Origin of the sequence: Modestobacter marinus (assembly GCF_011758655.1) — a bacterium.
GTDB classification, from domain to species: domain Bacteria; phylum Actinomycetota; class Actinomycetes; order Mycobacteriales; family Geodermatophilaceae; genus Modestobacter; species Modestobacter marinus.
In genome coordinates, this window is the sequence record NZ_JAAMPA010000001.1 from 38,242 (window position 1) to 50,273 (window position 12,032).

A 12,032-nucleotide genomic window follows, 5' to 3' on the forward strand; every position below is an offset into this window, starting at 1 on the left:
GCCCTGCCTACCGGCGCCGCGACCGGCGACGGTGGTGCCACGGCGCGATCAGCGCACCCCCCGAGGGCAGGAGCCCGACCATGACCCGCACGATCGACATCCCCGTCCCCAACCTCACCGGCACGCGCGCGGTGCTCACCGGGGGCAGCGACGGCATCGGCCTCGTCCTCGCCCGCCGCCTGGTGGCCGCGGGCGCCGACCTGGTGCTCCCCGTCCGCAACCGCGGCAAGGGCGAGGCGGCCGCCGCGGAGATCCGGGCGCAGGTGCCCGGGGCGAGCATCACCCTGCACGAGCTGGACCTCTCCTCGCTGGAGTCGGTCGCCGCACTCGCCGCCGCCCTGGTCGCCGAGGGCCGGCCGATCGACGTCCTGGTCGCCAACGCCGGCGTGATGACCCCGCCGGAACGGCGGACGACGGCCGACGGCTTCGAGCTGCAGTTCGGCACCAACCACCTCGGCCACGTCGCGCTGGTGGCGCAGCTGATGCCGCTGCTGCGCGCCGGCCGGGCGCGGGTGACCACGCAGCTGAGCGTGGCCGCCAACAGCAACGCCGTCCACTGGGACGACCTGCAGTGGGAGCGGTCCTACCACCCGATGCGCGCCTACAGCTCGTCGAAGATCGCCGTCGGCCTCTTCGCCCTCGAACTCGACCGCCGCAGCCAGGCCGGCGACTGGGGGATCACCAGCACCGTCTCCCACCCCGGCATCGCCCCGACGAACCTGCTCGCCTCCCGACCCGAGATCGGGCGGACGGCGGAGTCGCGCGAGATCCGGCTGATCCGGCGCCTGTCGCGCTGGGGCATCGCGGGGACGCCGGAGACCGCGGCACTGCCCGCCCTGCTCGCCGCCACCGCACCGGACACTGCAGGCGGCCGGTTCTACGGGCCCAGCCGGTTCCGGCACATGAGCGGGCTCCCGGCCGAGCAGCCGCTCTACCGGCGGCTGCGCAGCGTCGAGGACGCCCGGCGCATCTGGCAGCTGTCCGAGCAGCTGGCGCACGTGTCCTTCCCGATGGACGGGGCCACCGACCTCGACCAGGCCGCCCGCCGGCTGCCGGCGTGAGCGGCTCCCCACGTCCGGGAGCGAGCGCGTGATCCTCCAGCCCTGCACCGCGTCCGGCAGCGCCCTGCCGTCGGGCACCCGGGTGTTCCTCCGCGAGTTCGCCCGCGCGCCGCTGCGCACGGCGTCGGTGGTGCCGAGCTCCCCGGCCCTGGCCCGACGGATGATCGCGCCGCTGCTGGGCGGCCGGGTCGCGCCGGTCGTCGTGGAGCTCGGGCCGGGCACAGGTTCCTTCACCGCCGCGCTGCGGGCGGCGGCGCCCGGGATGCGCTACCTGGGCGTCGAGCTGAACCCGGTGATGGCCGACCACCTCGTCGCCCGATTCCCCGGCGTCGACCTGCTCCGCGGACCGGCCGCCGAGCTGCCGCGGGCGTTGGCCGAGCGCGGTCTGCCCGCCGCCGACCTGGTCGTGAGCGGCCTGCCATGGCAGGCCTTCGCCGGCCCGGTGGGCAGCGAGCTGGTGGCCACCATCGCCGCCCACCTCGCGCCGTCCGGGGCGTACACGCAGTTCACCTACCGATGGAGCCGCTGGGCGCCGCCCGGCCGCCGGCAGCACCGCGAGCTGCGGCGGCACTTCGGCCGGGTCGACCTCTCCCCCACCGTGTGGGCCAATCTGCCGCCGGCCGTCGTCTACACCGCGACCGAGCCGGTGCGGCCGGACGCTCCCCCGCGGCCGGGAGGTGAGCCACCTGAGCGACGGCCGGCTGCCCTGGCGACGTCGCCGATGACGTCGTCGTCGCACCGGTAGCGGCATGCCGGACGGCCTCGGGTCACGGCGTCGACCTGAGCCGGCCGGTGGCCGGCGGTCTGCTCTGCCAGGGTGGCGGCGTGGCTCGCGTGCTGAAGGTGTCCGCTCCGCTCGACTTCGCCGCGATCCGGGCGGAGGCCGGGGTGCCCGACGAGTTCCCGGCCGACGTGCTGGCCGAGGCCGACCGGGTCGCCGCCGACCCACCGCTGCCCGAGCACGACGCGACCGACCTGCCGCTGGTGACCATCGACCCGCCCGGTGCCCGCGACCTCGACCAGGCCGTGCACCTGGCCCGCACCGCCGGCGGCTACCGGGTGTCCTACGCGATCGCCGACGTCGGCGCCTTCGTGCCGCTGGGCAGCGCGATCGACGCCGAGGCCCGGCGCCGCGGTCAGACCGTCTACTCCCCCGACGGCCGGACGCCGCTGCACCCGCCGCAGCTGTCCGAGGGCGCGGCCAGCCTGCTGCCCGGGCAGCTCCGGCCCGCCGCGCTGTGGACCATCGACCTGGACGCCGACGGCGAGGTCACCGACGTCGACCTGCGCCGCGCCCGGGTGCGCAGCCGGGCCCAGCTGGACTACGAGTCGGTGGGCGCCGACGTGCCCGCCGAGCTGGTGCTGCTGCCCGAGATCGGCCGGCTGCTGCAGGCCCGGGCCCGCGACCGCGGTGCCATCGAGCTGGGCACCCCGTCCCAGGAGGTCGAGCCCGGGCCGGACGGCGGCTGGACCATCGCCTTCCGCGGCCAGTCCGACGTCGAGGGCTGGAACGCCCAGATCTCGCTGCTCACCGGCCGGTGCGCCGCCCGGCTGATGCTCGACGGCGGGGTCGGGGTGCTGCGCACGTTGCCGCCGGCCGACCCGGCTGCGGTCGAGACGCTCCGCCGGCTCGCCCCCGCGCTGGGCGTCGAGTGGCCGGACGGTGCCGGGCCCGGCGACGTCATCGCCACCGTGGACCCGGCACGGCCGCGGCACGGGGCCTTCCTCGACGCCGCCGCCTCGCTGCTGCGCGGCGCGGCCTACACCGCGTTCGACGGCCCGCCGCCCGCCCAGCCCGGGCACGGTGGCGTCGGCGCGCCCTACGCGCACGTGACCGCCCCGCTGCGCCGGCTCGTCGACCGGTTCGGCACCGAGGTCTGCCTGGCGCTGGCCGCCGGCGAGCAGCCCTCCCCCGAGCTGCGTGCCGCGTTGCCCGAGCTGCCCGGGTTGATGGCCGCCTCCGACCGGCGCACGCGCGAGGTCGAGCGTGCCGTCATCGAGCTGGTCGAGGCGACCGTGCTGGCCGGCCGGGTCGGTGAGGTGTTCGACGCCGTCGTGCTCGACGCGGACGAGAAGCGCTCCACCGTGGTGCTCAGCGACCTGGCCGTCGAGGCCCGCTGCGATGGGCGGCTGACCCCGGGCCAGCGGGTCCGGGTCCGGCTCGTGACCGCCGACCCGGCCACCCGCACCGTTCGGTTCGAGGCCGCCGGGAACTGACCGGCCATCACTCCTGCGATGTCGAGAAGCGGGAGCCGGTTCCGTCCCTGGGGTGTCCGCGGCCACGATGGGCCGCACTCCCGAGGAGGAACACCATGGCGAAGTACCTGATGCTCAAGCACTACCGCAGCACCTCGAAGTCGCTGGACTGCGCGCCGATGGACCAGTGGACGCCGGAGGAGGTCTCGGCGCACATCCAGTACATGCGCGACTTCGGGGCGAAGCTCACCGAGACCGGCGAGTTCGTCGACGCGCAGGGCGTCGCGCAGGAGGGCACCTGGGTCCGGTACGACGGCGAGGGTCGGCCGCCGGTCACCGACGGGCCGTTCGCCGAGACCAAGGACCTCATCGCCGGCTGGATGGTGATCGACGTGGACAGCTACGAGCGCGCGGTCGAGCTGGCCGGCGAGCTGTCCGCGGCCCCCGGGCCGGGCGGCGAGCCGATCCGTGAGTGGCTGGAGCTGCGGCCGGTCATGTCCGAGCCGCCGACCGTCAGGGAGTGAGCCCGCCCGTGGACGAGGTGCTGCTGCGCAGCGTCGTCCCGGGCGTGCTCGGCGTCCTCGTCCGCCGCGGAGCCGACTTCGCGGCGGCCGAGGACGCCGTCCAGGACGCGCTGGTCGAGGCGGTGCGCGCCTGGCCGGCCGACCCGCCGCGGGACCCGCAGGCCTGGCTGGTGACCGTGGCCTGGCGCCGGTTCCTCGACGCCACCCGGTCGGAGGCGGCCCGTCGCCGGCGCGAGGAGGTGGTCCACGAGGAGCCGGGGCCGGTGTCGTCCGCCGACGACACGCTGCAGCTGTACTTCCTGTGCGCGCACCCGTCGCTGACGCCGTCCTCGGCGGTGGCGCTGACGCTGCGGGCGGTGGGCGGGCTGACCACCCGGCAGATCGCCGCCGCGTACCTGGTGCCGGAGGCCACGATGGCGCAGCGGATCAGCCGGGCGAAGCGCACCGTCTCCGGCGTCCGCTTCGACTCCGCCGGCGACGTCGCCACCGTGCTGCGGGTGCTGTACCTGGTGTTCAACGAGGGCTACTCCGGCGACGTCGACCTGGCCGCGGAGGCGATCCGGCTGACCCGGCAGCTGGCGGCCGTGGTCGACCACCCGGAGGTGGCGGGGCTGCTGGCGCTGATGCTGCTGCACCACGCCCGGCGGGCGGCCCGCGTCGCGGACGACGGGAGCCTGGTGCCGCTCGCTCAGCAGGACCGCGGGCGGTGGGACACCGCGTTGATCGCCGAGGGGGTCGAGGTGCTGCAGGCGGCGCTGGCCCGCGACCGGCTCGGCGAGTTCCAGGCGCAGGCGGCGATCGCGGCGCTGCACGCCGACGCGCGGACCGCCGAGGAGACCGACTGGGTGCAGATCGTCGAGTGGTACGACGAGCTGCTCCGGCTGACCGACAGCCCCGTCGTCCGGCTGAACCGGGCGGTGGCCGTCGGTGAGGCCGACGGTGCGCGCGCCGGCCTGGCAGCCCTGGCCTCGGTGGACGCCTCGGTGCCGCGCCGCACCGCCGTCCAGGCGTACCTGCACGAGAAGGACGGCGACCTGCCGACGGCGGCGCGGCTCTACGCCGAAGCCGCCGCGAAGGCCCCCAACGCCGCCGAGCGCGACCACCTCACCCGCCAGGCCGCCCGGCTCAACTCCGGCTGAGAACCGCCCACCCGGACGATGACTCCACGGTCGTCCCGGAGTCAGTGTCAGCAGACGACCGACCCGGAGGAGATCCCGTGCCCACGATCATGCCCATGGTCCTCACCGCCGACCCCGAACGCCTGAGGGACTTCTACGTCGGCGCGCTCGGCGCGGAGGTGGTCGAGCGGACCGCGCCCGAACCTGCCGACGACCCGCCGTCCTTCCTCAGCCTGCGCCTCGGCGACTCGGTGCTGGGGCTCATCCGGGAAGCCGACCCACCCGCCGGCAACCGGACCCTGCTCGGCATCGACGTCGCCGACGTCGACGCGCTCCTGGACTCCGTGCGCTCGCACGGCGGCTCGGTCACCGGCGGCCCGACCGACATGGCGTGGGGCATGCGCGTGGCCCACGTGAGCGATCCCGACGGCAACCCGATCAACCTGCAGTGCCCCGTCAGGGACTGACGCCGCCGTCCTGCTGACGCCCCGCGACCGCCTGACCCTGGGCGGTCAGCCGTCCGTGGCCCCTGCGGTCGCCCGCTGGCCCCGCACCTGCTCCAGGCGGGCCTCCAGCGACGCGGTCACCGCCGCCCACGAGTCGCTGCCGAGCACCAGCCGGAGCGGGGCAGGGCTCTGGTCGACGCTGGCGATCATCGCCGCTGCCATGCGCGCGGGGTCGCCGATGACCCCGGGAAGCCCGCCGTCGCGGAACCCGTGGACGTAGGCGGCCGGTGAACTGTCGTAGGCGTCGAGCGGCTCGGCGACGCGCAGCCCGGTCGCGCCGAAGCCGGTGCGGGCGGCGCCGGGCTCGACGATCGTCACGCCGATCCCGAACGGCGCGACCTCCGCGGCGACGGCCTCGCAGAAGCCCTCGATCCCCCACTTGGTCGCGTTGTACAGCGACGAGCCGGGCCAGGCGGTCTGCCCGGCGGACGACGACAGTTGGAGCACCCGCCCGCCACCGGCCGCACGCAGGTGCGGCAGCGCGGCGCGGACCAGCTGGATCGAGCCGAGGAGGTTGGTGTCGAGCTGGTGGGTGACCTGGGCGTCGTTGAGCTCCTCGGCCGCGCCGAACAGCCCGTACCCGGCGTTGCTGACGACCACGTCGAGCCGGCCGAGCGCGGCCGCGGCGTCGACCACCACCCCGCGGATGCGGCCGGTGTCGGTGAGGTCGAGCCGGTGGACGGAGAAGGCGTCGCCGTGGGCGGCGCGGAGGTCGGCGACCGCGTCGGGCCGCCGGACGGTGCCGGCGACCCGGTCGCCGCGGGCGAGGAGCTGTTCGGCGAGCAGGCGGCCGAAGCCGCTGCCCACCCCGGTCACGAGCCAGGTGCGTGTCATGACCCGAGCGTCGGCCGCCGGCGGAGCGGCAACCAGGCCGCGTTGAGAGGGGTGCCGGCAGGGCCAGGCACGACGGTGCCCGGGAGCCCTACCGTCGGGGCGTGACCGAGAACCTGGTCGGTGAGTACCTGCGCGCCCGGCGGGAGCAGGTGCGCCCGGACGACGTCGGCATCACCGCCACCGGCTCCCGCCGGGTCCCCGGCCTGCGCCGGGACGAGCTGGCGATGCTGGCCGGCATCAGCAGCGAGTACTACACGCGGCTGGAGCAGGGCCGCGACCGGCACCCGTCGGCGCAGGTGCTCGACGCGGTCGCCCGCGCGCTGGGCCTGGACGCCGCCTCGACCAGCCACCTGCACGACCTCGCCGACCCCGCGCCCCGCCGCCGGCGCACGTCCCGCACCGAGCGGGTGCGGCCCAGCGTCGCCCAGCTGCTCGCCGCGTGGGACCGGACGCCGGCGTTCGTGCAGGGCCGCCACCTCGACGTGCTGGCCGCGAACCCGCTGGCCGTGGCGCTGTCGCCGCTGTTCCACCCGGGCACGAACCTGCTCCGCTCCGTCCTGCTCGACCCCGACGCCCACCAGCTCGACCCCGCTTGGGAGGCGACGGCGGCCCAGCTGGTCGCCGTCCTGCGGAGCGCGGCCGGGCCGGACGTCGACGACCCGCACCTGACCGAGCTCGTGGGTGAGCTGTCGGTGCGCAGTGAGCTGTTCCGGCGGCTGTGGGCCCGGCACGACGTGCGCCGGCACCCCGGCGGCGGGGTGTACCGCGTGGCGCACCCGCAGGTCGGCGACCTCGAGCTGCGCTACGACAAGTTCACCCTCGCCGATGCCGGGGACCAGGTGCTGGTGGTCTACCAGGCCGAGCCGGGCTCCCGGTCGGCCGAGGCGCTGACCCTGCTGGCCTCGCTGTCGGCGGTCAGTCCGACGCGGCGCTGACCTCGACCGTGCCGAGGGTGCGGATGAGGTCGAAGCGGGACGCGTCCTCGGTGCCCGGCTCCGCGGTGTAGGCGACGATCCGCAGGTCGGTGCCGATGGCGGTGAGGACGTCGCAGTCCAGCGTCACCTGCCCGACGGACGGGTGCACGAAGGTCTTGGCCTGGAACCGGTGCTCGACGACCGTGCCCTCGTCCCACAGCTGCCGGAACCGGTCGAACTGCTGCAGCTCGGCGAGGACCGCCCGCACGGCCGGGTCGTCGGGGTACCGGATGAGGGCGGTCCGCAGGTCCGAGACGAGGGCGCGCTCGTGCCGTTCGTGGTCCCCCTCCTCCCACACCACCTGCGGTGTCGAGCCGGCGAACTGGGCGACGACCAGGTTCAGCCCGGGGTCCATCGGCCCGAGCAGCGACCGCCACGCCGCGTTGGCGGTCAGCAGCGTCCAGTGCGCCGTCCAGACGCCGACGGCGACGTCGGGCAGCCGGGCGAGCAGCCGCTGCACGCTGGCCGGGACGTGCGTGGGGACGGCGGTGGGCAACGGTGCGGGCAGGCCGGCGGCCAGGTGCAGCTGGTCGCGTTCCAGGTCGGACAGCTGCAGTACCCGGGCGAGCGACGAGACCACCTGCACCGAGGGCCGGTCGGCGCGGCCCTGCTCCAGCCGCACCAGGTAGTCGACCGAGACACCGGCCAGCAGCGCGACCTCTTCCCGGCGCAGGCCACGGGTGCGGCGGTTGCCCGCGGGGAAGCCCACCGCGGCCGGCTGCAGCCGCTCCCGCCACGCGCGCAGCAGCGATGCGAAGTCCCCACGGTCGGCCATGTCGCCATCGTCGTCCACTGTCGGCGCGCTGGGTGGTACTGCCGGTCATACGGTCGACCGCGCCTACCAGGGCACCGCCGGACGGGGACACCGTCGACGCCATGACGACGACACTGATCACCGGCGGCAACAAGAGCTTGGGCTTCGAGACGGCCCGGCGACTGAAAGAGCACGGGCACCGGGTGGTCATCGGCGCCCGCGACGCCGACCGCGGGCAGCGCGCGGCCGAGCAACTGGGCGTGGAGTGGGTGCGCATCGACGTCACCTCCGACGAGTCGGTGGCCTCGGCGGCGGCGGAGGTGCGCGACCGGTTCGGTGGGCTGGACGTGCTGGTGAACAACGCCGGCATCTCCGGCCCGTTCGCCGGGGTCGACGAGCTCGACGGCCCGGCGGTGCTGGCGGTCCTCGACACCAACACCGTGGGGATCGTCCGGACGACGCACGCCTTCCTGCCGTTGCTGCGCGAGTCGGCCGCGCCGGTGGTGGTCAACGTGACCAGCGGGCTCGGCTCGTTCACCGTGCGCGGCGACGAGACCCGGATCGAGCACTCACTGCCGACGCTCGGCTACTCGGCCAGCAAGGCGGCGGTCAACATGATCACCTCGGTGTACGCGCAGTTCCTGCCCGAACTGCGGGTCAACACCGTCGACCCGGGCTACACGGCCACCGACCTCAACGGCCACTCCGGCCCGCAGACCGTCACCGAGGGCACCGACGCGATCGTCGCGATGGCCACCATCGGCACCGACGGCCCGACCGGCACCTTCACCGACCGGCACGGCGCCGTCGGCTGGTGACACCACGGCGTGGGGCCGGGCCGTCGTCCCGGCCCCACGCCGGCAGGCGCCATCCCCCCGGCGGGACGACGGTCCAGGCCGGGTCTTCAACGCCGGCGACACGTGCACGCGCGGTCGCCGATACGGCGCAACGCCGTCCCGGCGGTGGCCCGGCGTCCGGCGAGGTCGAGCTCGGAGATGCCTCGCGACTCCAGTCGGTGGTGCCGGTCAGGTCGATGACCGGCACCGCGGCGACGACGCGAGCCACTGCTCGACGCACTGCCCGAGCCGGGACCGGGGACGACCGGCCGCTGTGCGTGGGTCGGCACCCGACCGGCCGCATGACGTACCGTGCGTACCGGTACAGACTCTCGCGCCACGGCGCGCCACTGGGCCGACGGGTCCGCCCGCGCCCTGTCGCGGCCCGGTGCACGGACGGGAGTCCAGCGATGCCGGAGAGCCCCTCACCCACCGCCCTGGCCCTCGACCGGCTCGGCGCGACGTCGCTGCGCGCGACGTCGATGGAGTCGGTGCTGCAGACGGTGGCCGATCTGTCCCGCTCGGTCCTGCCTGGCTCACCCGAGGCGTCGGTGACCGTGGTCGACACCCGCCGACGGTTCACCGTGGCTGCCTCCGGCGACCTGGCCCGGGAGCTGGACGAGGTGCAGTACTCCCAGGGCGTCGGCCCCTGCCTGCACGCCGCGGCCTCCGGAGAGCTGACCGAGATCGCCGACACCCGCTTCGAGGAGCGGTGGCCCGAGTACGCCCGGCGGGCCGCCGCGCACGGGAGCCTCAGCGTGCTGTCGGTGCCGCTCCTCATCGACCAGGACGTCTCCGGCGCGCTGAACCTCCACGCCCGCGAGCCGGACGCCTTCTCCGGCCAGACGCGCGCCGCCGCCCAGCGGTTGGCCGCGTACGCGGCGGTGGCCGTCGGCCTGATGAGCGACTACCAGGAGGCCGACACCCGCGCCCGCCACCTCGAGGTCGCCCTGGAGTCCCGCGCCGTCATCGACCAGGCCAAGGGGATCCTGATGGAGCGCGACCGGGTGACCGCCGACCAGGCCTTCCAGCGGCTGACCGAGGTGTCCAGCCGCACGAACGTCAAGGTGCGCGACGTCGCCGAGCACCTCGTGCGCACCGGCGTGCTCGGCGACCCGCCCCGCACCTGAGCACGACCGTGACCGCCCTGCCGGGCGCGCAGGCAACCCGCACGATGGGAGCCGGCGCGGCTGTGGTGTGGTGGGGTGTGGAGGCACGGTGACCCAGGACGACGCGCGGCCGGCAGGCGACCTGCCGCCGTCCGACGAACTCGCGCTGCTGCGCGACGTGGTCGAGGTGATGCCGGTGATGATGATCGCCGTCGAGGGCCCCGAGCTGCGGGTCGTGGCGGTCTCCGGGGCGATCCAGGCGGTGAACGCACGATCACAGTGGCAGGGCAGGCCGCTGGGTGAGGTGTACCCCGAGCTGGCCGCCCAGGGCGTGCTGGGCATCTACGACGAGGTCGTCCGCACCGGCCGGCCCTTCCTCGCGCCCGAGTGGCGGGTGGAGGTGACCGGGCAGAACGGCGAGGCGACCGCCGAGCTCGTCATCAACTGGACGTGCGCACCCTGGCTGTGGCCCGACGGGTCGCTGCGCGGCGCGATCGGCGTCGCGCACGACGTGACCGCGCAGGTGATGGCCCGCCGGCAGGCCGAGGCGGAGGCCGCCGAGAGCGGCCGGCAGTACCAGCGCACCCGGGACCTGGTCGGCGAGCTGCAACGAGCCCTGCTGCCCAGCGCCGTGCCAGTGCTCCCCCAGGTCGACCTGGCGGCCCGGTACCTGGTGGCCGGGGTCGACCAGTCGGCGGGAGGCGACTGGTTCGACGTCCGGCCGCTGCCCGACGGCCGGGTCGGGCTGGCCGTGGGCGACGTGGTGGGGCACGGGGTGGCCGCCGCGGCGGTGATGAGCCAGCTGCGGGCCGTGCTCGGCGACGCGCTGGCGACCACCGGGAGCCCGGACGCCGCGGCCGCCCGGCTGGAGCGGTTCGCCGAGACCCTGCCCGGTGCCCGGTCGGCGACGGTGGTGGTCGCCGTCCTCGACCCCACGGCCGGGTCGCTGGAGTACGTCACCCGCGGGCACCCGGCCCCGCTGCTGGTCGACGCCGCCGGCGAGGGACGCCACCTGCTGGGCAGCGGCGGCGGCCCGCTGGGCAGCGGCAGCCGGGGCACTCTCCGGCGGAGCGAGCTGGCCGAGGGCGACGTCGTGGTCCTGTTCAGCGACGGGCTGGTGGAACGGTCGGACCGGCCCTACGCAGCGGGGCTGGACGAGCTGACCCGGCTGGCCGAGACGGCCACCACCGGTCAGCTGTGGCCCACCGGCACCTCGCCCTCGGCGGTCGACCGGATCTGCACCGACGCGGTGGAGCTGCTCACCCGCCGCGGCTACGACGACGACGTCACGGTGCTCGCCGCCGCGCTGCAGCCGGCGGTGCCGGGGTTCTCGACGCGCCTGCGGCCGTCGGCCGGGGAGCTGCCCCGGGTACGGGCGGAGCTGCACGACTGGCTGACCGCGCTGCGACTCAGCGCGAACGACCACCTGGCGATCGAGCTCGCCGTCGGGGAGGCCGTGGACAACGCCGTCGAGCACGGCTTCCGGGACCTGTCCACCGGCACGGTCGTGCTGGCGGTGCGGTTGCTCGCTGACGGGCGGGTGCACGTCCGGGTCGACGACGACGGGATCTGGCGCCCGCCGTCCCCCGGCCGGGGGCGGGGGCGGGGGCGGGGGCTCGAGCTGCTCGCGTCACTCGGGGACGACCTCTCCGTCGACGGCCGCCCCACGGGTACCACGGTGACCTTCGCCCGGCGCGTGTCCCGGACGGTCGGGGCGGCGCCGGCCCGAGTGGCCGTTCCCGACCAGCCGCTGGACGGCGAGAGCTACGGCACGGTGCTGGGCGGGGAACCGCTGGTGCTCCAGGTCCACGGGGCGGTCGACGCCCTGGCCGGTGACCGGTTCCGGACCGAGCTGGTCGCAGCGGCCCAGGCCAGCAGCTCGTCGCTCACCGTCGACCTGACCGGGGTCAGCCACCTGACCAGCATCGGCGTCGCCGCGCTCGTGGAGCTGCTGCAGGGCGCCGACGAGGAACGCCCGGTGGAGCTGGTGGCCCCCACCGGAAGCCCCGCTGCCTTCGTCCTGGACCTCGTCGGGCTGCCCCGCCGACCCGCGGCGGGCGGCCCTCCCGCCTGACCCGCGCAGCCGGGACCTGGTCCCACAGCAGCGCCGTGCGGCGACG

General features: G+C 75.7%; 12 protein-coding genes. 10 read left to right on the plus strand and 2 right to left on the minus strand.

What is annotated here, in order from left to right; all coding sequences use genetic code 11:
• The first annotated feature begins 80 nt into the window (after positions 1 to 80).
• The 6 genes from FB380_RS00175 to FB380_RS00200 all read left to right on the plus strand — a co-directional run bounded on the left by FB380_RS00175 (position 81) and on the right by FB380_RS00200 (position 5,366).
• Positions 81 to 1,061: an SDR family oxidoreductase gene (locus tag FB380_RS00175; protein ID WP_166753321.1), complete on the plus strand. Its 981-nt coding sequence runs from the start codon at positions 81 to 83 to the stop codon at positions 1,059 to 1,061.
• A gap of 28 nt (positions 1,062 to 1,089) precedes the next feature.
• A complete protein-coding gene (locus tag FB380_RS00180; protein ID WP_188959564.1) occupies positions 1,090 to 1,806 on the plus strand; it encodes a class I SAM-dependent methyltransferase in 717 nt (238 codons plus the stop codon).
• 80 nt (positions 1,807 to 1,886) lie between these two features.
• Positions 1,887 to 3,278, plus strand: coding sequence for an RNB domain-containing ribonuclease (locus tag FB380_RS00185; protein WP_166753322.1), 1,392 nt, complete (start codon positions 1,887 to 1,889; stop codon positions 3,276 to 3,278).
• Between the two features lie 95 nt (positions 3,279 to 3,373).
• Positions 3,374 to 3,781: a YciI family protein gene (locus tag FB380_RS00190; RefSeq protein ID WP_166753323.1), complete on the plus strand. Its 408-nt coding sequence runs from the start codon at positions 3,374 to 3,376 to the stop codon at positions 3,779 to 3,781.
• A complete protein-coding gene (locus tag FB380_RS00195) occupies positions 3,778 to 4,920 on the plus strand; it encodes an RNA polymerase sigma factor (protein ID WP_229682016.1) in 1,143 nt (380 codons plus the stop codon). Before FB380_RS00190 ends, FB380_RS00195 begins: the two co-directional genes overlap by 4 nt.
• A gap of 77 nt (positions 4,921 to 4,997) precedes the next feature.
• Entirely contained in the window at positions 4,998 to 5,366 is a 369-nt protein-coding gene (locus tag FB380_RS00200) for a VOC family protein (RefSeq protein ID WP_166753324.1), read from the plus strand.
• Positions 5,367 to 5,411: 45 nt separating this feature from the next.
• Here FB380_RS00200 and FB380_RS00205 read toward each other — a convergent pair whose 3' ends face one another.
• Complete coding sequence (locus tag FB380_RS00205) at positions 5,412 to 6,239, minus strand: SDR family oxidoreductase (protein WP_166753325.1); 828 nt, start codon at positions 6,237 to 6,239, stop codon at positions 5,412 to 5,414.
• Positions 6,240 to 6,340: 101 nt separating this feature from the next.
• Here FB380_RS00205 and FB380_RS00210 point away from each other — a divergent pair, with 101 nt between their 5' ends.
• Entirely contained in the window at positions 6,341 to 7,174 is an 834-nt protein-coding gene (locus tag FB380_RS00210) for a helix-turn-helix domain-containing protein (protein ID WP_166753326.1), read from the plus strand.
• Here FB380_RS00210 and FB380_RS00215 read toward each other — a convergent pair.
• Positions 7,155 to 7,988, minus strand: a complete 834-nt coding sequence (locus FB380_RS00215; protein ID WP_166753327.1) for a helix-turn-helix transcriptional regulator — start codon at positions 7,986 to 7,988, stop codon at positions 7,155 to 7,157. The genes FB380_RS00210 and FB380_RS00215 overlap by 20 nt on opposite strands.
• Positions 7,989 to 8,089: 101 nt before the next feature.
• Here FB380_RS00215 and FB380_RS00220 point away from each other — a divergent pair, with 101 nt between their 5' ends.
• The 3 genes from FB380_RS00220 (at position 8,090) to FB380_RS00230 (ending at position 11,986) form a co-directional block, all read left to right on the plus strand.
• Entirely contained in the window at positions 8,090 to 8,785 is a 696-nt protein-coding gene (locus FB380_RS00220; RefSeq protein ID WP_166753328.1) for an SDR family NAD(P)-dependent oxidoreductase, read from the plus strand.
• Positions 8,786 to 9,213: 428 nt separating this feature from the next.
• On the plus strand, positions 9,214 to 9,933 hold the full coding sequence (locus FB380_RS00225; protein WP_166753329.1) for a GAF and ANTAR domain-containing protein: 720 nt from the start codon (positions 9,214 to 9,216) through the stop codon (positions 9,931 to 9,933).
• An 88-nt stretch (positions 9,934 to 10,021) separates the two neighbouring features.
• Positions 10,022 to 11,986: a SpoIIE family protein phosphatase gene (locus tag FB380_RS00230; RefSeq protein ID WP_166753330.1), complete on the plus strand. Its 1,965-nt coding sequence runs from the start codon at positions 10,022 to 10,024 to the stop codon at positions 11,984 to 11,986.
• Positions 11,987 to 12,032: the final 46 nt, after the last annotated feature.

Coding starts and splice junctions, on each gene's coding strand:
- FB380_RS00175 (WP_166753321.1), top strand. CDS start 81: ATGACCCGCACGATCGACATCCCCGTCCCCAACCTCACCGGCACGCGC.
- FB380_RS00190 (WP_166753323.1), top strand. CDS start 3,374: ATGGCGAAGTACCTGATGCTCAAGCACTACCGCAGCACCTCGAAGTCG.
- FB380_RS00205 (WP_166753325.1), bottom strand. CDS start 6,239: ATGACACGCACCTGGCTCGTGACCGGGGTGGGCAGCGGCTTCGGCCGC.
- FB380_RS00215 (WP_166753327.1), bottom strand. CDS start 7,988: ATGGCCGACCGTGGGGACTTCGCATCGCTGCTGCGCGCGTGGCGGGAG.
- FB380_RS00220 (WP_166753328.1), top strand. CDS start 8,090: ATGACGACGACACTGATCACCGGCGGCAACAAGAGCTTGGGCTTCGAG.
- FB380_RS00225 (WP_166753329.1), top strand. CDS start 9,214: ATGCCGGAGAGCCCCTCACCCACCGCCCTGGCCCTCGACCGGCTCGGC.